The sequence below is a fragment of the Peptoniphilus duerdenii ATCC BAA-1640 genome (genome assembly GCF_000146345.1).
Classification (GTDB): domain Bacteria; phylum Bacillota; class Clostridia; order Tissierellales; family Peptoniphilaceae; genus Peptoniphilus_B; species Peptoniphilus_B duerdenii.
Window position 1 is genome coordinate 1,685,299 of the sequence record NZ_GL397071.1, and the last position, 25,037, is coordinate 1,710,335.

Below are 25,037 nucleotides of genomic sequence, written 5' to 3' on the forward strand. Positions count from 1 at the left end.
ATTAACCTCCAATTATTAAAAGTATACGTGATAATATGCTTGTGGTGGAACTATTTTGAATATTTTCTCTTGATCCACTGAAATTAAACGACAAATCTTCTATCTCATCTCTATATTTAATAGAGGAATAAACCGTTCCTACATCTTTTACACTCGGTACAGGACCTGCTTCTCCAGTTACGGAGACTACAATGTCTGCTCCCGTAATCTTTTCTAGTGCTTCGACCATACTTCTTGCAGTTTCCTTACTAACTACAGAGTATTTTTCTATTATATCTTTATCTACGCCAAGTTTTATCTTCGCTTCGTTAGAATATGTTACATAAGATTCTTTTAAGACATTTGAACTACCAGGAACAGAAGTGATGCTTGAAGCGAGTCTACCTCCTGTTATGCTTTCCATAAAAGAAATCTTTAAACCCTTTTCGATGAGCCTTTTAACTATGGCTTCTTCTAATGAGTTTTCTTCAAATGTAAATCCCTTAAATTCATTTTTTATAAGACTCATGCAAGTCTCAAACTTCGTTTTGTCTTTTGAATATGAGATTGCGTCAATCTCTGTGAATGCGCCTTTCGCATAGGTATTAACTGTTATATCTCCATCTATTCCAAGCTTTCTAAGTCTTACCTCTATAGGTGATTCTCCTAATGCGTGTACATTTATTTTTTCTGAATAGAAGACTTCCTTTTCTAAATATTTATCGAAATATTCATCCACTAAGAAATGAAATTCTCTAGGTGGTCCAGGTAATAAATAGTATTTTATACCATTTTCTTCTAATATTTCACCTGGCGCTATGCCGACTAAATTATTTAAAACTGTAGAATTTTCTAGCACCATTATCTGTTTTTTAGAAGATTTAGTAAGTTTTCTATTTCTACCTTTATAATATTTTTCTAAGTTTAATAGACTTTCTTTATGTTCGATTAAATTTCTTCCCAAGTATTTTGCAAGTATTTCCTTGGTTAAATCATCTTCAGTAGGTCCAAGACCTCCTATTAAAAATATATGGCTTGCTCTTTTAGATGCAACTTTTATCGCTTCTGTTACATCAAATTCATTATCACCTATATTTGTTTGGTACTTGATTATATATCCTCTATCAAATAAATATTTCGCTAAATATGCACCGTTTGTGTTAACAGTAAATCCTCTTAAGACTTCATCTCCAACGGAAATAATTTCTACAATATTAGATGTTTTCAAGATCTAGTACCTCTTTATTCCTTACAATATAATCTACTCCTGATAGAATCGTAAAGAATACTGAAATATAATAAAGTATTATTCCTATTTTAACTAATGGAGTGTAATTTAAAAGAATAAGAATGATTCCAACCATTTGAGTTGCTGTCTTTATCTTTCCGAGAGGTCCTGCTGCGATTGTTATATTTTCAGATGCAGCTATTACTCTAAATCCTGTAATTGCAAATTCTCTAGCAATTATTACTATTACAGTCCATCCTGGGATGATTCCAAGTTCCGAAAGAAGTATTATAGCACTTGCTACTAGAATTTTATCTGCCAATGGATCTGCAAACTTACCAAAAGTAGTTACAAGTCCATTCTTTCTTGCTAAATATCCGTCTAAAAAATCTGTAAACGATGCAGCTACAAATATAATTGTAGCTATCATTCTGTAATTATCTCCTGGAAGATACATAAATAGTACAAACACTGGTACCAGTATCATTCTCATAAAAGTCAATTTATTTGCTATGTTCATTATAAACTCCCAATAATTCGTATTCTTGGCTATCTTCTATAAATACTTTGACAAAACTCCCTATCTCAAGCTCTCTATCCGATGTGAATATGACTTCTGTGTCAATTTCAGGAGCGTCATACTCTGATCTTCCAATATAAGTTTTATCATCGGCTTTTTCCTCAATTAAAACTTCTAAAACTTTGCCAACTTTTGAATTCAAAAGCTCTTCAGAAATTCCCATCTGTTCCATCATAATTCTTTCAAACCTATCTTGTTTTATGTCTTCTGAAATCTGTCCTTCTAGATTAGCAGCCGGAGTTCCTTCTTCTTTTGAATATGTGAATGCTCCAACTCTATCTAATTTTGCAAAATTAATAAATTCCAAAAGCTCCATGAAATCTTCTTCAGTTTCACCTGGAAAACCAACTATAAATGTGGTTCTTATTACCATATCATCAATTTCTGATCTAAGGGTTTTTATAAGATTTTTGATATCTTCTTTGTTGGTTCTTCTGTTCATCCTCTTTAAAACATTATCTGAAACATGTTGAAGAGGGATATCTGCATATTTTACAAGCTTTTTATTGTTTTTAAATTCATCTATCAATTCTTTTGTGAAATGGTCTGGATAAAGGTACATCACCCTTATCCATTTTAAATCTTCAATCTTTTCCAGTTCATGTAGAAGCTTTGCAAGTCTATATTCACCGTATAGATCAATTCCATAGTCAGTGGTATTTTGTGCTATTAAAATTACTTCTCTAGTTCCATTTTCTACCAAGTATTTAACTTCACCTACGATGTTTTCTAGCTTTCTAGATCTATTCTTTCCTTTTAGTTTAGGAATTATACAATAGGTGCAGAAATTGTCGCAGCCTTCAGATATTTTTACATATTCTGTGATATTTATATCTTGTTTTGATTTTAAATTTCCTTCTAAATATTCTGAATTTATATCTCCGATAAAAACAGGCTTCTTGCCTTCTAATGAAAGATCTATAACTTCATTTATTTTATTTAAATGTCCAGTTCCGATTATCCCATCTATTTCTGGTATCTCTTTCATAAGTTCATTTGAGTACCTCTCGGCAAGACACCCGGCAAGGATAAGACTTTTTAATTTTTTATTTTCTTTATAAGAAGCTACTTCTAATGTCATATCTATAGATTCTTCTTTGGCAGACTCTATAAATCCGCAGGTGTTAACTATGATTACATCTGCATCGTCAACATTGTTTGTTGCTTCTGATTTCTTTTCATCCAAAATGGTGTTCATAAGATCCGTATCAACGTCATTCTTTGAACATCCAAGGGTGATAAAGTATACTTTATTCATTTCTTTCTCCCAGATATTTCTCTATTTCCTCAGGTGACATAATAATCGTTCTAGGCTTAGAGCCTTCATGCGGCCCGATTATTCCAGCCTCTTCCATTTGATCTACAATTCTTGCAGCTCTAGAATATCCTACCTTAAGTTTTCTTTGTAAGAATGATATAGAAGCCTGTTCATCCGTTAAAATATATCTTACCGCCTCTTCAAAAAGCGGATCTTTGTCTTTTATTTCTTCTGTCTTTTTCTCAATTTCATCGAGTAAGTTTTCTTTCTTCTCAGTCATTTGACTAGCGTTATTGCCTTTTACGAAGTCTATTACCCTTTCCACTTCCTCATCAGAAATAAATGCACCCTGAACCCTCTTTGGTTTCGAATAAAAACCTGGGTAGAACATCATATCTCCCTTTCCTAGAAGTTTTTCTGCTCCACCTATATCAAGTATAGTTCTTGAATCCACAGATGACGAAACAGCAAATGCAATTCTTGAAGGAATATTTGCTTTTATGGTTCCTGTAATTACATCAACAGACGGTCTTTGGGTTGCAATTATAAGATATATACCTGCCGCCCTTGCCATTTGAGCAAGTCTTGCAATATAATCTTCAACTTCTTGTCCAGATACCATCATAAGGTCTGCAAGCTCGTCTACAATTACAACTATTCTAGGGAATTCTTTTTCGCCTTGACTCTTCATCTTCTTGTTATAACCTTTTATGTCTCTTACAGAATTTTCAGCAAAGGCTTGGTACCTCTTTTCCATTTCTTGCACAGCCCAATTAAGAGCATATTGCGCCTTCTTAGGATTTGTAACTACTGGTATAAGTAGATGCGGAATGCCATTATAAATTGAAAGCTCAACTACTTTCGGGTCGATTAGTACAAGCTTTACATCCTCTGGCGAACTCTTATAAATAATTGACGTTATAATCGTATTTATGCATACAGATTTACCAGACCCTGTTGCACCCGCAATTAATAGGTGAGGCATCTTGTCAATGGTACTAATTATGTTCTTGCCCATTACGTCCTTCCCTAAAGCTAAAGGAAGATGAGAGTTCAATTCTTTAAATTCATCTGACTCAATTAGTTCTCTAACAGTTACCGCAGCTTTAGTTTTGTTTGGAACTTCGATACCTACTACAGATTTGCCCGGAATTGGTGCTTCGATTCTAATATCAGAACTTGCAAGTGATAATGCCAAGTTGTCAGAAAGAGAAACAATCTTTGAAAGCCTAACTCCAGGAGATGGCTCAAGTTCATAGGAAGTTATAACCGGTCCTTTATTTATAGCTACAATTTTTGATTCAATGCCGAAGTTTTCCATAGTTTCTTCTATTATTTTTTTATTTTTTAGAATCTCACTATTGTCCCCACGTTCATTTTCTATATTGTCAAGAAGTTCTATTGGAGGAGCAGTATATACATATTCTTCCTCCATGGACTTTTCTATATCCTTGCTTAACTCCTCTTCTTCTTTTTCATCTTCAATAATCTCATCATAGGTTTGAAGTTTAGTCTTTTTAGATTTAGTTTCTACTTTTTCTTTAGATTCTTCTACATAAGATTCATTCTCTTTAATGCAGTTTTCTTTATTATCCGAACTAATGGCTTCATTTGTATTTTGATCATATACATTTATAAGTAATTCATCATCTGAATCATCTTCAAAATCATTTTCTATAATTTCTAAAGAAGGTTCGTCTTCATTATCTTTTTCAATTTTTGACTTCTTTTTAGAAATTTTCTTATCCTTAATATCTTTATTCTTTTCCTTTTCTTCCTTAGCTAAAGCTCTTTCGTTTTTCATCTCAACGATTTTTTCTTTTAAATTTGCAAAACTTTCTTTTGTATTTTGAGAAAAATCAAAGATAAATTCTTTAGCCTTATGAGGATCAAATCTAATTAAGTATAGTATGGTTCCAATAGCAAGAATACTTATAACAATCGATGTGCCAACCACACCAAGAGCCTTGTAAAGGAAAAAACCTAAAGAAGCACCTATTACTCCTCCACCTTTACCAACTGTTGCATACTCTTTAGAAAAATGAATTCTTTCGATAAGAGTGTAGTCTCCACTTTTATCCGTGTCTAAAAGAATAATAAGACACACAAATAAAATAAGAGAACACACAAAATGTTTTAAAAAATTTTCTCTAAGAGATTTAAAACTTAGACTAGTTCCTAGAAACATAAAAATTAGTGGAACTACTAAATTCGCTCTACCCGCTAAATTTGTATTTAATTTATATAAAAAATTGCCGATAAATCCCATTTTGTCAGAAAAAATACTCACAAATGACATAAGTCCAATGAATATAAGAACTGCTCCTACAATTTCCGGCCTTATAGTTTTTGGTTTAGATTTAGTTTTTGCTCTTCTCTTTTTCAAAATTACACCTCAAGTAAATTATAACATATTTATGGCTTATTTTTCTTATAAATACCTTAGAACAAATCGTCTTTTTTATTAAGATATGTATATTTAATTCATTATTTTAATTAAGCAAAAAATAAAAAGAGTTTTAAATTACAACTAATTTATATAATATGAAAGTTAAAAAAAATATGAATGTTGATTTATTAAAATTAGATGTTGATTTATTAAAATTAGATATTAATTTATTAATAAGTAAATATTTTTAAATATATTATAGTCTAATTAAATTAAGGTTACATTGTCTATGTAGGAAACTTGTTCATAATAAAATCCGCAACAGATTATGTCTAGGATCACCCCTGCGTGTGCAGGAACATTTTGGTTTACTGGACTTAGAGTCCTATTTTCTTGGGATCACCCCTGCGTGTGCAGGAACATTTCATTGACATTCAGTAATTGACCTAAATATTTAGGATCACCCCTGCGTGTGCAGGAACATTTAATGATATACACACATCTTCCCTATTCGGAGAGGATCACCCCTGCGTGTGCAGGAACATTCGAAGAAGTAATCATGTCCTACTGGGTAGACGCGGATCACCCCTGCGTGTGCAGGAACATTTCAGAACTTGCTATTCTTAAATCCGATGGTCAGGGATCACCCCTGCGTGTGCAGGAACATTTTAACATTCGCCACCTCTATTCTTCTTCGCCAGGGATCACCCCTGCGTGTGCAGGAACATTTCCCATCATACGCAGTACCAGAAGATACGCTAGGGATCACCCCTGCGTGTGCAGGAACATTTTGGTTTACTGGACTTAGAGTCCTATTTTCTTGGGATCACCCCTGCGTGTGCAGGAACATTTCCATTTCGGTTTCCCAACCGCAAGCAAATGGAGGATCACCCCTGCGTGTGCAGGAACATTGTACACTTTCTTGATTGACTCATTAAGTCCGTAGGATCACCCCTGCGTGTGCAGGAACATTCTAATACGTAGATCGTCTTAAAGTTCGAGTGGTGGATCACCCCTGCGTGTGCAGGAACATTCTTCGACGCTACGGGCAAAATTTGTCCAGGTAGGGATCACCCCTGCGTGTGCAGGAACATTGTACACTTTCTTGATTGACTCATTAAGTCCGTAGGATCACCCCTGCGTGTGCAGGAACATTGCTAGTTTCTTGACTACGTGTTCTATTGAAGCGGGATCACCCCTGCGTGTGCAGGAACATTTACCCGTTAAATCATATCCTGGTTTAATCGTCAGGATCACCCCTGCGTGTGCAGGAACATTCTATAGCTGCATAATATCAATGCTTTGAGGGTGGGATCACCCCTGCGTGTGCAGGAACATTCTTCATTTGGTTTACTGGACTTATTTGTCTTTGGGATCACCCCTGCGTGTGCAGGAACATTCTGCTACTTCAAATGGTTGACACATTTCAGCTAGGATCACCCCTGCGTGTGCAGGAACATTTGGGCTATAAATACGAAATCAATGACCCAGACAGGATCACCCCTGCGTGTGCAGGAACATTGGACCGAAAGAGTATCTTTTCAAACAATAGGGAGGATCACCCCTGCGTGTGCAGGAACATTCTAATTCCAAGCACCAAACCTCTAATCTCTTCAGGATCACCCCTGCGTGTGCAGGAACATTATTTTTTTCACCTCTTCATGATTTCAATACCAGGGATCACCCCTGCGTGTGCAGGAACATTTGGGGCTTGTAAGTGTACGTCATGCGACGCATAGGATCACCCCTGCGTGTGCAGGAACATTCATTAAGTAAAGTAGAAAAAAATGCCAGATTTAGGATCACCCCTGCGTGTGCAGGAACATTTTGACGCTTCGAAATTCGAAAAGCTACCCCCTAGGATCACCCCTGCGTGTGCAGGAACATTAAAAGCCTTGTAATCTCTCTAGTCCAAAGTGCGGGATCACCCCTGCGTGTGCAGGAACATTTATTCTTGTAGTTGCTGCCTGTGGCGGTAGTCGGGATCACCCCTGCGTGTGCAGGAACATTTTGGAAATCTTCTTGAATTTTCCGTCATTGTTAGGATCACCCCTGCGTGTGCAGGAACATTTCTAAAAAGTAGTAGAATCTGTCTTTTCCTTTGGGATCACCCCTGCGTGTGCAGGAACATTTCAATTTCAAACTCTGGGTCATAATCCAGCAAGGGATCACCCCTGCGTGTGCAGGAACATTTGACAATGATTGGTTTATAAGAAGTATTGCAAGGGGATCACCCCTGCGTGTGCAGGAACATTTAGTAAATTCTTCATTTGATTTACTGGACTTGGGGATCACCCCTGCGTGTGCAGGAACATTTGTCCCAAAGTAACCAGGAATAGGCATCAAATAGGATCACCCCTGCGTGTGCAGGAACATTTCCATATTTCTTTATAAATCTTCTTTAGAATGAGGATCACCCCTGCGTGTGCAGGAACATTTAAATCGTGGTAAATATCCGTATATCTTATCTAGGATCACCCCTGCGTGTGCAGGAACATTTTGAAATAGTTAGCTATCAGTTCTGCGGTCTTAGGATCACCCCTGCGTGTGCAGGAACATTTCCAGCGTTTAAAGCTTTATACTGTCCACTTCGGGATCACCCCTGCGTGTGCAGGAACATTACTTAAATTTCCTCTAATTTTCAAGGTTTTCTTTTTGAAAATTCTTGAAATTTTTGCACTTTCTCTGAAAGTTCATATATTAATTTTGAATCTTCGAGTGCTCGATGAGGAACTTTTTTATCGATCCCATATTCTTTTAATACTGTTTCTAGTTTATAATTTTCTAAAAAGCTTTTTTCTCTTTTTACAAAATCCATTAGATCCCATGTTTTGTTTGTCAGTACGTCTAACCCATTTAACTTTAATTTTCTATTTATAAATTTTATATCAAATTTTATCCCGTAACCTACTAAATCTTCTAATCCTATAAATTCTTTCAGTTCTTTTAAGATTTCTTTTATGTTTTCTCCAGATTCCAATTCTTTGTCCGTTATTCCTGTTAATTCTATTATATTTTTAGGTAGTTTGGTATCTATTTTAACTATTTTGTGAAATTCTTCCTTTGAATCACTTTTGATAGCTCCTATTTCTATTATTTTATTTGTCTTTTCATCTAGTCCATCTGTTTCAATATCTAAAAACACAAAAGTTTTTTCTGAATAATTATTTCCAATACTTGTATACTTTTTGGATTTATGGTATTTAGATGCGTTGCTATATCCATGAATTTTAGCATCTTCTTCTATTTTTTCTTTTGACTTTATAATTATTAATGGTATTCCTTCAAAATCTATTACCTGTCTATCTGTGTTATGGGTTTCAAAGTTATATCCAATTTCATTTCTATTGTAGTAAGATAGAGTTGCCTCTCCTACTCCAGAGCTCTCTATTACTCTATTCCATAGCTCTTCTCTTACTTTACTGTTGAAATTACCTACATATACTCCTGTTGCTATTTCTTGCATCCATTTAGTTAAATCTCCTCTTAAGGATTTTGGCGTGTTTTTCAATGTTATTACTGTGAATGGCATGTCTAAATCTCTCTATAACTTATTCCATATTTTACTAGTTTTTCTTTGTCATCCCATAGATTTAAGGAGTCTGTTTCTATATAGTTTGGATCTTTTTCATCTATTTCTAGTAAGTATTGGACATCTTTTACTATTTGAGACATAATTCTACCGTCTACCATCTCATCTCTAACTCTTTTTCTAGTTTCTGAGCCTATGTCTTCGCCTTCTTTTATGTTTTTTGCCATTTCAAATGCTATCGGTATTGTCAGTTCTGCTTTATATAGATCGGCAATGTCATAGATAAAACTTTTGTCATGACCTGTGTGGACAAATCCAAGTCCAGGTGACATTCCCAGTGCTACTACTACGCTCATGACTACTCCGTATAGTGAAACATTTGCCGCTGATAGTGCTTGATTTACTAAGTTTGAGTTTTCAAAGTCATCTGGGTCATACTCTCTTCCGTCCCATTTAATACCTGTTTCTTTTGAGTATCTTCTATAGACTCCTCTTACTCTGGCTCCTTCTCTTCCTCTAAGTTGATGCATCGTAAGTTTACTTACGTCTTCGCCCGGAAATCTCATCTGATACATTTTTCTTGCTACTTCTAGTCTTGACCTGGTATTACTTACTAGGCTAGCTTGTTTTTCCAAAAGTTTCGTTGAGTGGGCAAGGGGTCTACCATATGCATAGTTTCTGACCCCTCTTTCTCCAACCCAAACGATGCTTGTGCCTGTATCTCCGATTATTTCTACCGCTCTATGACTAATATCTGTGCCTGGGCCCAAAAGTAATACTCCTATTATAGCAACTGGAATTCTTATTGTCCCTCTATAATCTGTTATGGTTATAGAGCTATCAATCTTGTTTATTTTTGCATGTTCTATATAGATAAAACTAACCCTGTCTCCTATTCTAGGTAATTCCTTTAGTTCTGTTTTTTTAGCACCTACTTGTTTTTTCATCTTATTACCGGTATTACAGTCATCATACCAAATCCATAAGCTTTTTTCTTTCCTATGCCAGTGGTAAGTGCATTTTTGAATTTTTCAACATCTGTTATGGTTAATTCGCCTTGGTATTCTGCCTTTATTAAATCCAATTTAAATCCATTTGGTTTATATAGTGTCTCGAAGTTACTTTTAAGAATATAGAAATCTTTGTTATTTAATGAAAACCCATTTTTTTCACTTCTGTCTATCAAATATTTAAACTGTTCATCTTCCTGCAAAAGCGGAATTACCTTTCCCCTTCGAAGACTTCTATCTGAGATTGACTTGTTAGGATTTAAAACTACTCTGAATGTCATTCTATCATTATTTTTAAATGTATTTAAAAATTCATCATAATCTTTTGCCTGCGCTGTCCCCTTTACTCCGTATTTTTCTAATCTTTCAAAGTCAGGTTTATCTTCACTAACTATTAGTAGATAGTTTTTATTTTTTAATCTATCTACTCTCCATAGTTTCCTTTTTCGTTCACTATTTTTAATTTCTTCTGGGAAGCTTTGTTCTACCCAATTATGAAAAGCACCTAAGTGATTTAATTCTTTTAATGCCAATCTATTTTCATAGTCTATTTCAACTCTTGATAAATACATCTTTCCTCCTAGAAATTGAAAGCATCATGCTCTTCACTTAATGTAACTACGTATCTTTTTTCTCCTCTGTATCCGAATCTTCTATTTTTTTGAGAAAAAGATTCCACTCTATCTTTTCTAAATTTACTTACGGATTCTTCTAATAAATCTCCGTCTATATAGACTTCTAAATCCACCTTACTCTTGTCTTTGAAATCTCTTTTATACCAGTTCCCTGCCTGCCAGCTTAGATTTTCTAAGCTTTCTATTACTCCTAAGTCTGTTTTGTCTAGTATAAAGTCTGGATTTATAGGATTAGATCTCTTGCCGAAGAATGTTTGGAAGTATGGATTTTTAAGACTGTGCTCGATTTGATCTATAAAATTATCTTCTCCACCTATTGCAACCACAAAGATTGCATCTTCTAAATAGTATCTGTTGGTTACATAGTTTCTTTCAAATCTTCCATCCGGTTTATATGCAGTGGCTATTTGATAGTCTCTTAGCAAGTTTCCTCTTTGATCAACTCTTACCGCAAAGTCTAAATCATTTAATTTTTTTATTTTTTCATCTTCGTGTCTTCTATAACCGAAGCTCGCAGCTATCATACCTATTACCGCACTTTTAGAAGGATAGAAATCTGTATACCTGGTTTCAAATTTAGAGTCAGTTCCCCAGGACTGAAGTGGTCCTGCAAATTTCAATAATAGGGTTTTCAATCTATTCACCTTGACTTTCGTCTATGACTTCTGCTAATTTTTCTCCTAATTTTGATAGTATATCTTTCATGCTTTCAGCTTTTTCAAATTCATCTGATAGTTCTATTGCTCTGGTACTTAAAACAATTGTAAATAGTGGTTCTTCTACAAATTTTTCTACTTCTTTGTATTCCTTCGTAAGTTTTTTTATAGATTCTTCCACATACCCTTCTTTAGATCTAACTGGTTCTTCAAATGCACTTACTAAGCTTACTGGTCTATCACTTCTAATACTTACCATTATGAATTGTGGTAATGTTTGGTTTGCAAATGAATTTAACATTCCTGTTGGAAGTGAGTTTGAAAAAGCTTCTACAAAGGCTTTCAATGCGTTAATTGTAGATTCTTTATCTCCAACTTGATTTAAGAAATCATGCACTGCTACATTTGCGTATCTATACATGGTTGATGAGTTAAACTCTATTGTTCCAAGCATACCAGCGCCAGCATTATCCTGTGGAGATAAGTCATCTACTGCAGTATAGAAATCAAATTCTGTTTGAATTTCATGGGTTGAAATTGAATGGGCTACTTGGCAAGATGCGTCTTCATTTAAGTATGGATCGTCTGCTACCATTCTTCCAAACAAAGCTATGTCTATGGCTGGGTTTGAATTAAATATTTCTTGGATGGTCTTCTTATCTTTAACACCTTCAATAGCTGCTTCTGCAAGTTTTACAGCTTGAATTTCTCCTAGGAAAAAGAGTGCTCTTACTTTATTATCTTTAGTCTTTATTCCTCCTAGGTTGAATATTTCGTCAGCCATTTTTATTGCTTCTTCCATAGTTATAGAACTATCTATGTTGTTTATCTTTTCTGCAACGTATTCAACAACATTAAGAGATCTTATACCTACATTTGTTTGAGCAGTGTTTTTGTTGAAGTATTCTCTGATTGCTTTCTTCCATGATTGAGAGCTTACTCTTGCTCTTCTAGCTCCGCCATATTGCGCAGTCTTAGGACTTCCAGTGTCATCCCTATTGATATTTGAAGGCGGCAAAGTTTGTACTGCGTGAATGTCCATAAAAATTCTTTTATTCATTTTCTTCTCCTTTTGAAATATTTTTACTATAATATGCTCTTGACCAATTTAGTCTTACTCTTTCATCGTACCCTCTTGCAAAATCGTATAGATCTTGGGCAAGTTTTGGATAGTTAATCTTAATAAGTTCTTTTGAACCTTTTAATATTTTGATTAACTGTCTTAGGTGGTTTGATAATTCTTCAAATGATTGTGAGGTTATCATTGCATTAAACCTTCTATCTAGTGATAAAAAGTTATCTTCTGTTCTAATTTCTGCTATCGATTCACCTACATTGTCCCATCCATCTTTCTTTTCCGTATTATTTACCGAATCAATTTCAGATTGTTGATGTATCGCATAAAGTTGTAAAGTTGTTAAGATGGCATTTTCTTCATAAGTTAGTTTACTGTATTTAGTGTAAAATTCTTCTGGAATGAACTGATACAGAAGCTTTATTCCTTCTAGATTTTCTGCCGATGGTCTACCCACAGAATTTCTAAGATTTGAAAGTGTAGCTTTGGTTTTTGATAGTTCTTTACTTTCTTCCAAACTAAAAATTATCTTGTTCGTTGTGGAATAAACGAGTTGTCTTTTACTTGGATTCTGCATATTCCTCCTCCTTTGTCTTTATTTTTTTATCTAAAAAGTATTTAAACCTGGAGTATGATTTTGCTAAATTTTTTATGCAATTTTCTGTTATAGGCTCATTTTTTCTTTTAACGATTATGCCTTTATACTCTCTTGAACCAGACTTTAAGGCAATCTCTTCTGCTGATTTTAAAATTAAACCTTTAACAGTTTTTCTCCATTCGAATACTTTTTCTTCCTTTGATGAATTTTCATCTATTGAAGATATCCAGTTTCTAAAAGGCTGATCTATGATATAGTACATTTCACTTATATTTTCATCTATAAAGCCGGTGCCTTTAAATCTTCTCATATCGCTTATGTCAGCTAGTAGATTTCTATATATTACGCTCACCGCAAACTTTGTTTCTTCAACTACATCATTTACTATGTTATTCCAACCATCATTTCTGCCATCTGTAATGATTATGTCGTGAATATCTAGTCTGTCATGGATTTCTCCTACTGGCATCCATGAAGTTGCATTTCCATCATCCTCCATAGAAATTGCATTGATGGTAATAATTTTATCCCTTCCAATTATTTCAGAAATTTCTGAAAACCATCTTATTACTCCAGGGATTTGAACATTGTCTTCACCACTTCCCGCTAAAAATATATTTCCAAAGGATCTCCACATAGATTGATTTGAAATATGTTTTCTAGGTGTGAAACTATCTTTGTTAGGCCCTTGTTTATTTTCTCTATACACAGTCATCGGCTCAAGAAACATATCTCTATGGTCTATGTCTGGAACTTTTACCACCTGCATTTCAAATGGTTTTTCTACATCTGTTTCAGGATTTATATAGATTGCCCGACTCCAAGTGGTGTAAAGTTCTGCAATATTGTCAGGATCATTTTTTACAAGATACCTATCTATAATCTCTTGACCTGAATATTCCCAACAAGGTTTTTGTTTCTTATAATAGAAATTATCTCTATTTCCAAGGATAGTATTTAGCATAAGTGTTTCGAAGAGGTTGTCCCCTTCCAAGTATATACCACCGATATCATATATCCATCCTTTAGAAGCAGTGTATTTTTCTTTGCCAAACATGACTTTATCAGACGTACCAACATAACCTTGAAATGTAATGAGCCATCTTGTGATTTCATCTTCTGTTAAGATTTCTTTGTTGTTTTTGAATTCATTTTTAGGTGAGAATAAAGCAATTTTATTTCCACTTTCAGAGATGATTCTATTCATAGTCTTTCCAGAAATAGATGTTGGACTCGCTTTATTTATCTTGTCTTCAGCTACTACATCAGCTGTAACTTGATAGAAAGGATATTTATCATCGAATAGATAAAATCTATCCCTCCATCTTTCTAAATAATCAAACATTATTTTTGAATATTTCTTTTCTTTCCAAAGATCTGACCATGTAGATCCCAGTTCATACTTATAATCTTCACTATCCGCATCTTCTACCTCTTCGATCTGCATGAATTTTTCATCTACTTCGAAAAATTCATAGGGATCTCCATTAATTCCAAATCGTGAATACACTGTTTGAGGTATAGCAAGTAAAAATCTTAGCAATGCAAACTTTTGAGTTTCGGTATCTCCACCCAAAGCTAAATAACTACTAGCATTTTTAAAAAGTTCTAGTATTGACACTTTTTCGATGCTTCCTTTTTCATTTAAGATTACAGGTATCCACTTTTCATCCAGTAAATTATACTTTCCCATTTTTCACATCCTTTCATACATAAGCCCTAATTTCTCATCATACTTTAATCTAACTCCATCTAATAAAAACTCACCTTCCTCATCGAAAATTATTCCTAGACAACCTTTTAAAAAGGATTTGTCTTGCCAATTTCTTAAATATTTATTGTTGTAATTTTCTAAATTTAATATTAGTCTATCCACCTGAGCTGAAGAAAATGTAAGACTCGAAGGAATTCTAAGAGTGTGTTTTGAAATCTCTCTTAATGTTTCTACATTTTCTAAATCTTTCGATATATCTACATCTTCACCAAAGATACCATATCCTTCACCAACTTTCTTAAGCGCAATAACTTCAACTGTTTCTTTTATATCACGAACTTGAGCATAGATTTGTTCTTCTGATTTTCCTGAAAAATCTTTAGATGTAGTGAACATCCCGATAAGATTATTCACATCAGTAAACCTACTCCTTTCATATGGTTCCCTAAGTTTAAATGTTTCAGCTCTCTGTTTTTTGTTTTTAGTATATGCTTCAAATTTATATTTGTAATCTTTGTAAATCGGCAGTAATTCTTCCTTAAGTTCAATTTCTGATTCTCCATATACATTTTGAACTAATGGAGAAATATCTTCTGGTATATTAATTTTATCCGGTAAGAAATACTGAGTTCTGGTTAAATTATATCCATCATAAACTGCTATTGATCCTTTTTCAAAATCAAGGACATCTGATGTTCCAAGAACATAAAATTTTGGCTCTTTAAATATTTCTGGCCTTATATTTTTATGTCTATGTAATCTGCCCATCCTTTGAATAAGTAGATCCATCGGAGCAAGATCAGAAATCATCACATCAAAATCAATATCTAGGGACTGTTCGATCACTTGAGTTCCAATTATTATTTTGAATTTCGGTCTGTCTTCAATCTTTCCACCGATAATCTTCATCAAATTCTTTTCTTTTTTTATTCTATCTGTGGCTATAAATGATGAGTGCAAAAGCTCCACATTTTCTTCGCCAAATTTAAAGGTCAAGTCTTTTGCTATTTCTTGAGATTTCTTTACCGTATTTACAACTATCCCGATTACTCCACCTTCATTAGAGAAATCTTCAACGAGATTTAATAGATTTTCTGAATCTTCTCTTATAATCTCGATGGTCTTACTGTGTTTAGTCTTAAATTCATCGAAAATTCTCACTTCTTCACCATCTGTATATGTTATAAGTGGATAAGAATCAGTGTTTAAACTTGAAAGCTGTTTTTTTATTTCTATATTTTTAATTCCTTTACCGATTAGATAATTTTTTACAAGTTCCTTTCTTCTTTCTGAAGGAAGGGTTGCTGAAAGTATGATTATCGGTATATTGTAAGTTGCTGCCCACTTTATGGACTGATATAAGTAAGAAGCCATAAACGAATCATAGGAATGGACTTCATCTATAATTACTACTTTCTTGCTGAAACCGAGATGTCTTAAAAATAAATGCTTCTGTTTAAGTGACATCATAAGAAAATTATCTACCGTTCCAACTACAAAATCATCTAGAACAGAAGTTTTATTTCCAGAAAACCACTCATTTACAAATGTACCAGGTGTGAAATCATCTTCATAAATATTTCTTGAAAGATGTCTATAAATATCGTTTAAAGAAGATTTTCCGTGTTTAAGTCTAATAGGAAGTTTTTCTCCCATATCTTCAGAAATAGACTTTAACCATTTGTCATTGATTCTTGGAAAGATTCCATCGCTTGTAGCTTGAGTTGGCAGGCCAAAGAATAATCCACTTTTCCCAATTTTGCATGCAAGTTGTTCTGCTGCGATTAGTGATGCTTCTGTTTTTCCCATTCCCATTGGTGCTTCGAAAATTATAATTCCTGGCTCATCTATTTGTTCAATTACATCAAATAAAACTTGTTGCTCGTGTCTTGGAGTATTAAATCCAAATCTTTTTTCATAAATCTTCGAAGCTTCATAAACATCTTCAGCAATCCAAGTATCAGACATCCTCCATTTATTAAATCCATCAATAATTCTAACTTGAGGATTACAAGCACTTTCATCGTCTATTGGTATGAGGGGAAAATAATACTCGTTACTTGCAATCCAGTCCGCCATAATTAAAAGACCTGTTAGTATCATCTGTACCGGAACTGAAATCTCAGGAATATCTTCTACAGAACTGTATCCAGATTTTTTTAAAGCCCAATTAAATAATTCTTCTTGAGCCTTTCTAAATAAATTATCACTGCTGCAATTCTCTTCACCGTAATAGTTTGCAGAGTATGAACTGAGCTGTAACTCGATATCTTCTAAAGAATTTACAGATTTTCCGTGATGACTCCCAACTATAGATGAAACATCTCTTTTCACGCCAAATTTTTCTAATATTACTTGCCCAGCAATAGAGTGATGGCTTTTGTTTGCATTTGCAAGTTCTAAATTATGTATTCCTTTAAATCCACATCGTTCAAGTTTAATTAAAACTTCGCTATCTAAATCTTCAGAGTTTGTAAAGCTTTTTTTAGTTACAAAGTTAGCAGTTACTTTTCCAATGTCATGAACATAGGCTATAAATGTAGCAAGCTTCTTTCCATCTTCTTCACATATTAAATTTTCTGTTATCATCTTCTTCTGACTATCATCAAGCCATAACTCCCAAAGCCTTCCTATAATTCCAGCCGTGTCTTGAAGATGATCAATTACTGACAGCCATTTTAAAGTTCCATCTCTGTCAGATTTTTTTGCCCAGAAATTTTTTGCAAGCATTTTATATCCTCAATTTATATTCAAACTAATACGTTTCTAAAATCAATATACAACATTTAAAATATAATTGCAACTATAAATTTAAAATTTATAAAATATTTTTTGAGTAATAAAAAAACCCGCTTATGCGGGCATTTGAGAATTGTCTGTTGCACAATCCAAACTAATACTGGATCACACCTGCTCTGCAGGAATACAATTCTTCTTTTTATTATATCATTTTATAATTTCTTTATAAAGAACTCTAATAGCTTTGTTTTCATTCGTTTAACTTTAGTATTTCTAATAATATTAAACTTAAACTAGATATTTTTATTTTCGCAAATCTACATTGAATATAAAGATTTTAATTAAATTTTACTTTTCTTCTCCCAAAAAGTAATTGTCTATAATACCCTTTGTATATTCATAGAGCTTTGTAGAGATTTTTTTCATTGGTTCTATTCTCTTATATACTTGTTCTATTTTTATTCCGTGTTCTTCCCAGGATCCTCCACCTCTGTAGTAGTTGAGCATGATTGGTTGGAGTCTATCGATAGTATTTGCAAAGAGTGAGTCGTCGGTTTCTAGATTATCAAACTCGAAAAATAGATCCATATATTCTTTTTTCTTTTCGTCATCAAGTAGTCCGAAGATTCTATTTGCTGCCTTTTTTTCTCTTTCTTCTTTGGTTTTATATCCTTCGTAGTCATAGGCGTAGGTGTCTCCTGCGTCTATTTCTACGATATCATGAATTAGAAGCATCTTTATTACTTTTGATTTATCGATTGGCTTATCCGCATAATCTGCTAGCACATCCGCCATAAGTGCCACATGAAATGAATGGGCTGCATCGGATTCGAACTTGCCAGTTTCTATTACTTTTGTCTGTCTAAAAACAGATTTCATTTTGTCAATTTCCACTATAAAATCTATTTGTTTTTGTAATTTTTCCATTGTGTCCTCTAGATCAATTTTTAATTTCTTTGTCGACGCCTCTTGTCACTGCTGGTAATAATTGTTTCTTCCTAGATAGAAGTCCCTTTACCTCAAATACTTTTCTCTCATCTTCAGGATTTAATTCACTTTTTATTCCATTATAAAAAGATGATTCTATAAAAACTTTAGATGATTCATCCAATATATTTGTTACCATGGTTACAAATCCTGAAATATTTTTTTCTTCTACTGTCGATTTCATTATCCTTGAAATATCTTCTTTTAATTCATCTACTAATTCATCGTCCATGGTAAAGACTTGAGATATTAGAAAGTCGTATCCAGATATATTAAATTTCTTTTGATCTATATTTAATATTTCTTCTACGGTCTTTCCTTTTAATGAGGTTCCTGCTTTAAACATTTCTTTTGCAAATTCTTTGCTATCGATTCCACTGATTTCTTCTAAAATTTTAAGTATCTTCTTGTCTGTTTCTGTGGTGGTTGGACTTTTAAAGAATAATGTGTCTGAAATTATCCCCGCCATAAGTATTCCAGCTATTTCCTTTGGCATATTTACAAGTCTTTCTAAATAGATTTTAGAAACTATGGTTGCTGTACTTCCAACAGGCTCATTTCTAAAGTATATAGGTTCGTTTGTTGGCACGGACTGTACTCTGTGATGATCGATTATTTCAAGTACATTTGCCGTTTCAATTCCATCGATAGATTGAGTCTTTTCGTTGTGGTCTACCAATATCAAATCATGTCCTTTTAGATTCAAAAGATTAAATCTTGAAATACTTCCTAGGACTTCATCTTTTCTATTTAGGACTGGATATTGACGAAATCTCGTCGATTTCATAATATTCTTTATTTCGGATACTTCTTGATCCTCATAGAAAGCTATTATTTCATCTTTTTTCATTATCTTATCTATGCTTGTTGCAAGTGGGATTAGTTTAGCTGCCCCTACCGTATCTAAGTCTGTTAAGATATATGAAACATTTTTTTCTTTTGCAAGCTTTTTTAAATCTTCTTCTAGATCTATACCACCTACAAGTATCATAAGAGAAACTTCCATCTCTATAGCAGATTTTCTAGCTTTGTATCTATCTCCTACGATTACTACATCTCCAGGACTTATATATTTTCTTGCAAGGTCTGTATCCATCGCATAGGCAGTTAGTTTTGTCTCTGGCTTTATGCCTTTGAAATTATTTTTTATAAGTTTACCGCTTAGCACTTTTGATAAACTTTCTAAATTTATATTACCTTCTAGATTATGTTCACTGGCAAACTTTAGATATCTATCCATGATGTCATACATGGTTACTAGTCCGACCATCTTCTTGTTCTTATCCACAACATATGCACTCTTATAATTCTTCTTTTGTAAAATATCTAGAGTATCAAAGATAGAAGCATCTTCTTCTATTTCTATGGCATCGTCCATATTTATGTCTATCGCCCTTGGGAAAATATCTTCTTTTAACTCAGGAACGTCTATGTTGAAATAATCTAGTATAAATTTTGTTTCTAAATTTAATTCACCTAGTCTAATGGGCTCAGTCTTATTTCCTTCTATATTTTTTAAATATGAATAGGCTATACTTGAAACTATTGAGTCCGTATCAGGTTTTTTGTGTCCAGTTATATATATCATTACCAAAGACCTTTCGCTTTTTGTATATATGGATTAAGTCTTAATTCTTTTCCGATATCTGTTCCAGGTCCATGACCAGGATATACCTTTATATCTTTATCTAAATCGGAAAGTCTTAGAAGTGAATTCATCATTGCTTCTTCACTTCCTCCTGGTAGATCTACTCTTCCCATTGATGTGTAGAAAAGTGTGTCCCCAGAGAAAAGATCTTTGCCATTTAATAAGAAGCAACAACTTCCTTCTGTATGACCTGGCGTATGAAGAACCTTGAAGTTCATTTCACCAACAGTTATTTCATCTCCATCTTTCAAAATAACATCTGGTGTAACATCTTTTACTTCCATGCCAAGCATAGGTCCAAAGTATTTTGAATTAGTCTCTAACATTTCTACATCTTTTGAAACTAAGTATACGGGCACATCTTTCTTTTGAACTATGTCATAAAGTCCACAAACATGATCTGGATGGGCATGAGTTAATAGAATCTTTTTTAAATTTAGCTGTAATTCATCTAATTTTTTTAGTATCGCTTTTGCATTGTCTGCAGGGTCTATTACAACCGCATTTTTTTCATCATCATAGACTATATAACAATTGGTTTGAAAAGGTCCAAGTATCATCTTTTCTATATTTATCATTTAAAACACCTTCTCTGAATCAAGTAAAATTGTAACCGGTCCATTATTTATAAGCGATACCTTCATATCTGCTCCATAGGATCCAGTTTCTATCTTTAGTTGTGAATTTTTAAGTTCTTCTATCATTTTTTCATAAAGAGCTCTTCCTTCTTCGAATCCAGCTGCAGTTGAGTAAGATGGTCTATTACCCTTTCTCACATCTCCATATAGAGTAAACTGACTGATTAGAAGGATGCTTCCTCCTACGTCCATTATAGATTTATTCATTACTCCATTTTCATCATCATAGATTCTAAGATTTAATAGTTTTCTCAGTATATAATTTAAGTCTTCAACAGTGTCGGTATCCTTTATACCAAGAAGAACGACCATTCCCCAGTCGATTTTCCCTATAGTTTCTCCGTCTACCTTTACACTGGCTTCATAACTTCTTTGAACAACTGCTCTCATTATGCCTCCACTCTATAAACATCGTAAACATGTTTTATTTTCTTTATCTTTTCAATTAATTTTTCTAGTTCTTTTATAGATTTAATCTCAACAGTAAGGTCCACTATAAGCTCATGGTCTTTTCCTTTTCTCGCGCTAAGTGATGAAAATTCGAGCTTAGAATCAGATATTTTATTTGCAATATCTGAAATAACTGTCGCCCTTTCAAAAGCCATAACTTCTATTTGAGCTGAATAGAATCCTGATTCAGTTTGATTCCAAGAAACATCTACAATTCTATTTTCGTCTATTCCTTTTAAGTTAGGACAATCTGCCCTATGAACAGAAACTCCACGGCCAATAGTTACATAACCTATGATGTCATCTCCTGGAACCGGGTTACAACATTTTGCAAATCTTACCTTTACATCATCTATTCCGTCAATGACAATTCCACCGCGTTTTGGTCTATTGAACCTTGTAGTTCCTACTTGTTCAGTTGGATCTTCTGTATCTTTGTAAGTTCTCTTATATATGTCTACTAGTTTTGCAGTAACTTGATTTACAGAGATAGTCCCAAAACCAACCGCCGCATACATATCGTCGATGGTTGAGATGTTTAATTTAGATCTTACTTCTTCAAGCCATTCATCCTTTAAAAATTCAAAAGGTTTATATCCTATTCTCTTAGCTTCATTTACAAGCATATCTCTTCCGCGTTCAATGTTTTTATCTCTGTCTTTTACTTTGAAATATTGTTGGATTTTCTTCTTAGCTTGAGGACTCTTAACTATATTTAACCAGTCAAGTGATGGTCCGGAGTTAGGGTTTGTAATTACACTTACAATGTCCCCACTCTTTAATTTATAGGTAAGTGGAACTATCCTTCCGCTTATCTTTGCACCGACACAAGTATTTCCTACTTGGGAGTGAATTCTATAAGCAAAGTCAATTGGAGTAGATCCTTCTGGCAAGTTCACCACATCACCATTAGGTGTGAATACAAATACTTCGTCTGCGAAGAAGTCAATCTTTAGCGTTTCCATGAAGTCATCTGCATCATTTACGTCTTTTTGCCACTCTAATAGCTGTCTTAGCCAAGTTAGGTTCTCGTCAAATGACGTTGACTTAGTAGCTCCTGATTTATATTTCCAATGGGCAGCAATACCGTATTCAGCAGTTTGATGCATTTCGTAAGTTCTGATTTGAACTTCAAAAGTCTCACCATTACTATCAATTACAGTTGTGTGTAATGACTGGTAGTTATTTGACTTAGGCATTGCTATATAGTCTTTAAATCTTCCTGGAATTGGTTTATAAAGATTGTGAACAGCACCAAGAACCCCGTAACAATCTTTGACTGTATCTACGAGCACTCTTACCGCTTGGAGATCATATATTTCATCAAAAGACTTTTTCTTTATTATCATTTTTTTGTAAATGGAATAAAAGTTTTTTGGTCTTCCGTGAATATCTGCCTTTATACCAGCCTTTTCAACTTCGGCTTTGATTTCATCAATGAGTTTTTTGATGAGGTCTTCTCTCTCGTTACGTCTCTTGTTCACCATATCTACTAATTTGTAGTAATTGTCTGGATCCAAGTAACGAAGTGATAGATCTTCAAGTTCCCATTTAACTTTACTCATCCCTAGTCTATCCGCTATTGGCGCATAGATTTCGATGGTTTCATTTGCTTTTTCAATCTTCTTCTCTGGGGTCATGTACTCTAGAGTTCTCATGTTGTGAGTCCTGTCTGCAAGTTTAACTATGATTACTCTAATATCTTTCGCCATAGCAAGAACCATTTTTCTTATATTCTCTGCTTGGTTTTCTTTTTTCGTCTTGTAATTTAATTTTTTTAACTTCGTAACCCCATCTACTAGATCTGCAATCTCTTGGCCGAATTCTTCTTTGATATCCTCATAAGTTACATCTGTATCTTCAACTACATCGTGTAAAAGACCAGCAACTATAGTAGGTGTATCCATATTCATATCTGCAAGTATAAGCGCTACATTGAATGGATGGATGATGTAGTCCTCTCCAGAATTACGCTTTTGTCCCTTGTGATGTTTTTCCGCTAAGTCAAAAGCCTCTTTGATTAGATCTAGGTCTGCATGTTCATTATACGATTTTACTTTATCTAATAATACTTCTATCATAATTACTCCTAAGGTCTTACACTCTTTATGCTAAGTTGAAGAGTCGTATTTCCCATAAATTTATTTACATCCACAGATGCAACCACATCTATAAATAGCTCTTTTTTATTTTGAAGAATATAGTTTAGCTCTTCTCCATCATATTTAGAGCTCATTAGCTTCTTAAAATTATCAAAAGTTTGAAAATATATACCTTCTACATAATTTTCTCCATCGGTAAAGGTAAATTTCAAAACATTTTTATTTTTTCCAAGTACATCAAGTCTAACTATTTTTAAATTTTTAAATCCAAAGATCGGATCTTCATTTCCCTTTCCAAAAGGTTTAAGTCTCATAATTTCATCGTAAAAATCAAAATTAATATCTCTTAATGTAAGGCTATCATCTAAATAAATCGTCTTTACAAGATCCTCTCTCGTAAGATTTGAATTATTGTTTAAATCCTTTACGAAATCTCTTAAATTTTCCCTTTGAATAGTTAATCCGCAAGCCATTTGATGACCACCAAAAGCTGTAAGGTATGATTTTATCTCTGATACTTTTGTGAACATATCATAGGCTTCGATACTTCTTCCAGAGCCTTTAAGTTCATCCTTACCACTTAGTACAATGGTTGGTCTATAATATTTTTCCTTTATTCTTCCTGCAACGATTCCTGCCACTGCAGGATGTAGATCTTCATCTAGCACTACAAGTACTGGAAATTTCCTTTGCATCTCATGGGTTTCTATGAAATCTATAGCTTTTTTAAACCCCTCTTCTGTGTAGCTTTGTCTAGTTGTATTTAGTTTTTTAAGCAATTCTACAATTTCAGTTCTCTTAGTAATGGAGTCTGACATAAATAATTCAACCCCAATATCTGCAGTTTCAATCCTGCCAGCAGAGTTAATCATAGGACCGATTAGAAATCCTATCGCAGACACGTCTAACTCTTTTTGAAATCCTGAAAGCTTAACAATATCGTCAAATCCTGAAATAGTACTACTATTTAAAATTTCAAGTCCGTACTTTACAAATATTCTGTTCTCTCCCACCAAGTTCATCATGTCACAAATGGTTGCAACAGCTACATATGGAAGTAGAGCTTTTTCCTTTTCTTCATCAATGCCTTGAATTTTATATAGATAGGATATAAGTTTAAAAGAAACTCCTGCTCCACATAGTTCTTTGAATGGATAGTCACAGTCAGATCTCTTGGGATTTAGTACCGCATCCGCAGCAGGTATACTGTCCTTGCCATCGATCTTTGGTACTTCATGGTGATCTGTAACTATTACATCAACTCCTAGTGATTTTGCATATTTAACTGTTTCGCTTGCCGCTATTCCATTGTCACAAGTTATGATTAGTGAAACATCTTTTTCTTTTAATTCATCTACGATATTATTATTTATTCCATATCCTTCTTCTCTTGCTGGAATTCTATAGATTGGATTCATTCCAAGTGTTTGAAGTCCCTTTAAAAGAATAACCGTACTCATGACTCCATCTACATCATAATCTCCAACTATGGCAATATTTTTACCGCTACTTTTTGCAGATAAGACTATATTCCCAGCTATTATCATGTCCCTCATCTTTAGCGGAGTTTCTAAGTCATCATAATCAATATTTAAAAAATGCTCTGCCTCTTCATTAGTTACTATTCCTCTCTTAGAAAGGAGATTGGCAGTGGTCTTAGTTATATTTAATTTTTCTATATCTAAAGTATTTTCTTTATTTCCTTTTAATATCCAACGTTCCATATTTCACCTATAATTAAGTATTTTATCATATTTTAGCACATTTTTCGATAAATGGTGATAATTAGCATTTATTATGCTATTCAAATAATATAAAA

Annotated in this window: 18 protein-coding genes and 1 CRISPR repeat array; all 18 genes read right to left on the reverse strand. The window is 33.7% G+C overall.

Annotated elements, in window-relative coordinates:
- Position 1: 1 nt before the first annotated feature.
- The 18 genes from HMPREF9225_RS07625 to recJ all read right to left on the reverse strand — a co-directional run bounded on the left by HMPREF9225_RS07625 (position 2) and on the right by recJ (position 24,942).
- The gene (locus HMPREF9225_RS07625) at positions 2–1,207 is read right to left on the reverse strand and encodes a CinA family nicotinamide mononucleotide deamidase-related protein (RefSeq protein WP_008902357.1); all 1,206 of its coding nucleotides are present in this window, start codon (positions 1,205–1,207) and stop codon (positions 2–4) included.
- Complete coding sequence (gene pgsA / locus HMPREF9225_RS07630; RefSeq protein WP_008902358.1) at positions 1,194–1,727, reverse strand: CDP-diacylglycerol--glycerol-3-phosphate 3-phosphatidyltransferase; 534 nt, start codon at positions 1,725–1,727, stop codon at positions 1,194–1,196. Before pgsA ends, HMPREF9225_RS07625 begins: the two co-directional genes overlap by 14 nt.
- Positions 1,711–3,045: a 30S ribosomal protein S12 methylthiotransferase RimO gene (gene rimO / locus HMPREF9225_RS07635; RefSeq protein WP_008902359.1), complete on the reverse strand. Its 1,335-nt coding sequence runs from the start codon at positions 3,043–3,045 to the stop codon at positions 1,711–1,713. The genes pgsA and rimO overlap by 17 nt, the downstream gene beginning before the upstream one ends.
- Positions 3,038–5,431 carry a DNA translocase FtsK 4TM domain-containing protein gene (locus HMPREF9225_RS07640; protein ID WP_008902360.1) on the reverse strand — a complete coding sequence of 798 codons (2,394 nt, stop codon included), beginning with the start codon at positions 5,429–5,431 and terminating at the stop codon, positions 3,038–3,040. Before HMPREF9225_RS07640 ends, rimO begins: the two co-directional genes overlap by 8 nt.
- Before the next feature lie 338 nt (positions 5,432–5,769).
- Positions 5,770–8,055: a CRISPR direct-repeat array (repeat unit 28 nt; unit sequence GGATCACCCCTGCGTGTGCAGGAACATT).
- Between the two features lie 20 nt (positions 8,056–8,075).
- Entirely contained in the window at positions 8,076–8,966 is an 891-nt protein-coding gene (cas2e, locus tag HMPREF9225_RS07645) for a type I-E CRISPR-associated endoribonuclease Cas2e (protein ID WP_008902362.1), read from the reverse strand.
- Between the two features lie 2 nt (positions 8,967–8,968).
- Positions 8,969–9,913, reverse strand: a complete 945-nt coding sequence (cas1e, locus tag HMPREF9225_RS07650) for a type I-E CRISPR-associated endonuclease Cas1e (protein WP_008902363.1) — start codon at positions 9,911–9,913, stop codon at positions 8,969–8,971.
- On the reverse strand, positions 9,910–10,548 hold the full coding sequence (gene cas6e / locus HMPREF9225_RS07655; RefSeq protein ID WP_008902364.1) for a type I-E CRISPR-associated protein Cas6/Cse3/CasE: 639 nt from the start codon (positions 10,546–10,548) through the stop codon (positions 9,910–9,912). Before cas6e ends, cas1e begins: the two co-directional genes overlap by 4 nt.
- A gap of 8 nt (positions 10,549–10,556) precedes the next feature.
- The gene (gene cas5e, locus HMPREF9225_RS07660; RefSeq protein ID WP_008902365.1) at positions 10,557–11,255 is read right to left on the reverse strand and encodes a type I-E CRISPR-associated protein Cas5/CasD; all 699 of its coding nucleotides are present in this window, start codon (positions 11,253–11,255) and stop codon (positions 10,557–10,559) included.
- Complete coding sequence (cas7e, locus tag HMPREF9225_RS07665; RefSeq protein ID WP_008902366.1) at positions 11,248–12,327, reverse strand: type I-E CRISPR-associated protein Cas7/Cse4/CasC; 1,080 nt, start codon at positions 12,325–12,327, stop codon at positions 11,248–11,250. Before cas7e ends, cas5e begins: the two co-directional genes overlap by 8 nt.
- Positions 12,320–12,919, reverse strand: coding sequence for a type I-E CRISPR-associated protein Cse2/CasB (gene casB / locus HMPREF9225_RS07670; RefSeq protein WP_008902367.1), 600 nt, complete (start codon positions 12,917–12,919; stop codon positions 12,320–12,322). The genes cas7e and casB overlap by 8 nt, the downstream gene beginning before the upstream one ends.
- Positions 12,903–14,633: a type I-E CRISPR-associated protein Cse1/CasA gene (locus HMPREF9225_RS07675; protein ID WP_008902368.1), complete on the reverse strand. Its 1,731-nt coding sequence runs from the start codon at positions 14,631–14,633 to the stop codon at positions 12,903–12,905. The genes casB and HMPREF9225_RS07675 overlap by 17 nt, the downstream gene beginning before the upstream one ends.
- A gap of 3 nt (positions 14,634–14,636) precedes the next feature.
- Complete coding sequence (locus tag HMPREF9225_RS07680) at positions 14,637–17,384, reverse strand: CRISPR-associated helicase/endonuclease Cas3 (RefSeq protein WP_008902369.1); 2,748 nt, start codon at positions 17,382–17,384, stop codon at positions 14,637–14,639.
- Positions 17,385–17,741: 357 nt separating this feature from the next.
- Positions 17,742–18,320 carry an HD domain-containing protein gene (locus HMPREF9225_RS07685; protein WP_008902370.1) on the reverse strand — a complete coding sequence of 193 codons (579 nt, stop codon included), beginning with the start codon at positions 18,318–18,320 and terminating at the stop codon, positions 17,742–17,744.
- A gap of 13 nt (positions 18,321–18,333) precedes the next feature.
- Entirely contained in the window at positions 18,334–19,968 is a 1,635-nt protein-coding gene (locus tag HMPREF9225_RS07690; RefSeq protein WP_008902371.1) for a putative manganese-dependent inorganic diphosphatase, read from the reverse strand.
- Positions 19,968–20,606 carry an MBL fold metallo-hydrolase gene (locus HMPREF9225_RS07695; protein WP_008902372.1) on the reverse strand — a complete coding sequence of 213 codons (639 nt, stop codon included), beginning with the start codon at positions 20,604–20,606 and terminating at the stop codon, positions 19,968–19,970. The genes HMPREF9225_RS07690 and HMPREF9225_RS07695 overlap by 1 nt, the downstream gene beginning before the upstream one ends.
- The gene (gene dtd / locus HMPREF9225_RS07700) at positions 20,607–21,056 is read right to left on the reverse strand and encodes a D-aminoacyl-tRNA deacylase (RefSeq protein ID WP_008902373.1); all 450 of its coding nucleotides are present in this window, start codon (positions 21,054–21,056) and stop codon (positions 20,607–20,609) included.
- Positions 21,056–23,197, reverse strand: coding sequence for a RelA/SpoT family protein (locus HMPREF9225_RS07705; RefSeq protein ID WP_008902374.1), 2,142 nt, complete (start codon positions 23,195–23,197; stop codon positions 21,056–21,058). The genes dtd and HMPREF9225_RS07705 overlap by 1 nt, the downstream gene beginning before the upstream one ends.
- An 8-nt stretch (positions 23,198–23,205) precedes the next feature.
- Positions 23,206–24,942: a single-stranded-DNA-specific exonuclease RecJ gene (recJ, locus tag HMPREF9225_RS07710; protein WP_008902375.1), complete on the reverse strand. Its 1,737-nt coding sequence runs from the start codon at positions 24,940–24,942 to the stop codon at positions 23,206–23,208.
- Positions 24,943–25,037 lie beyond the last annotated feature (95 nt).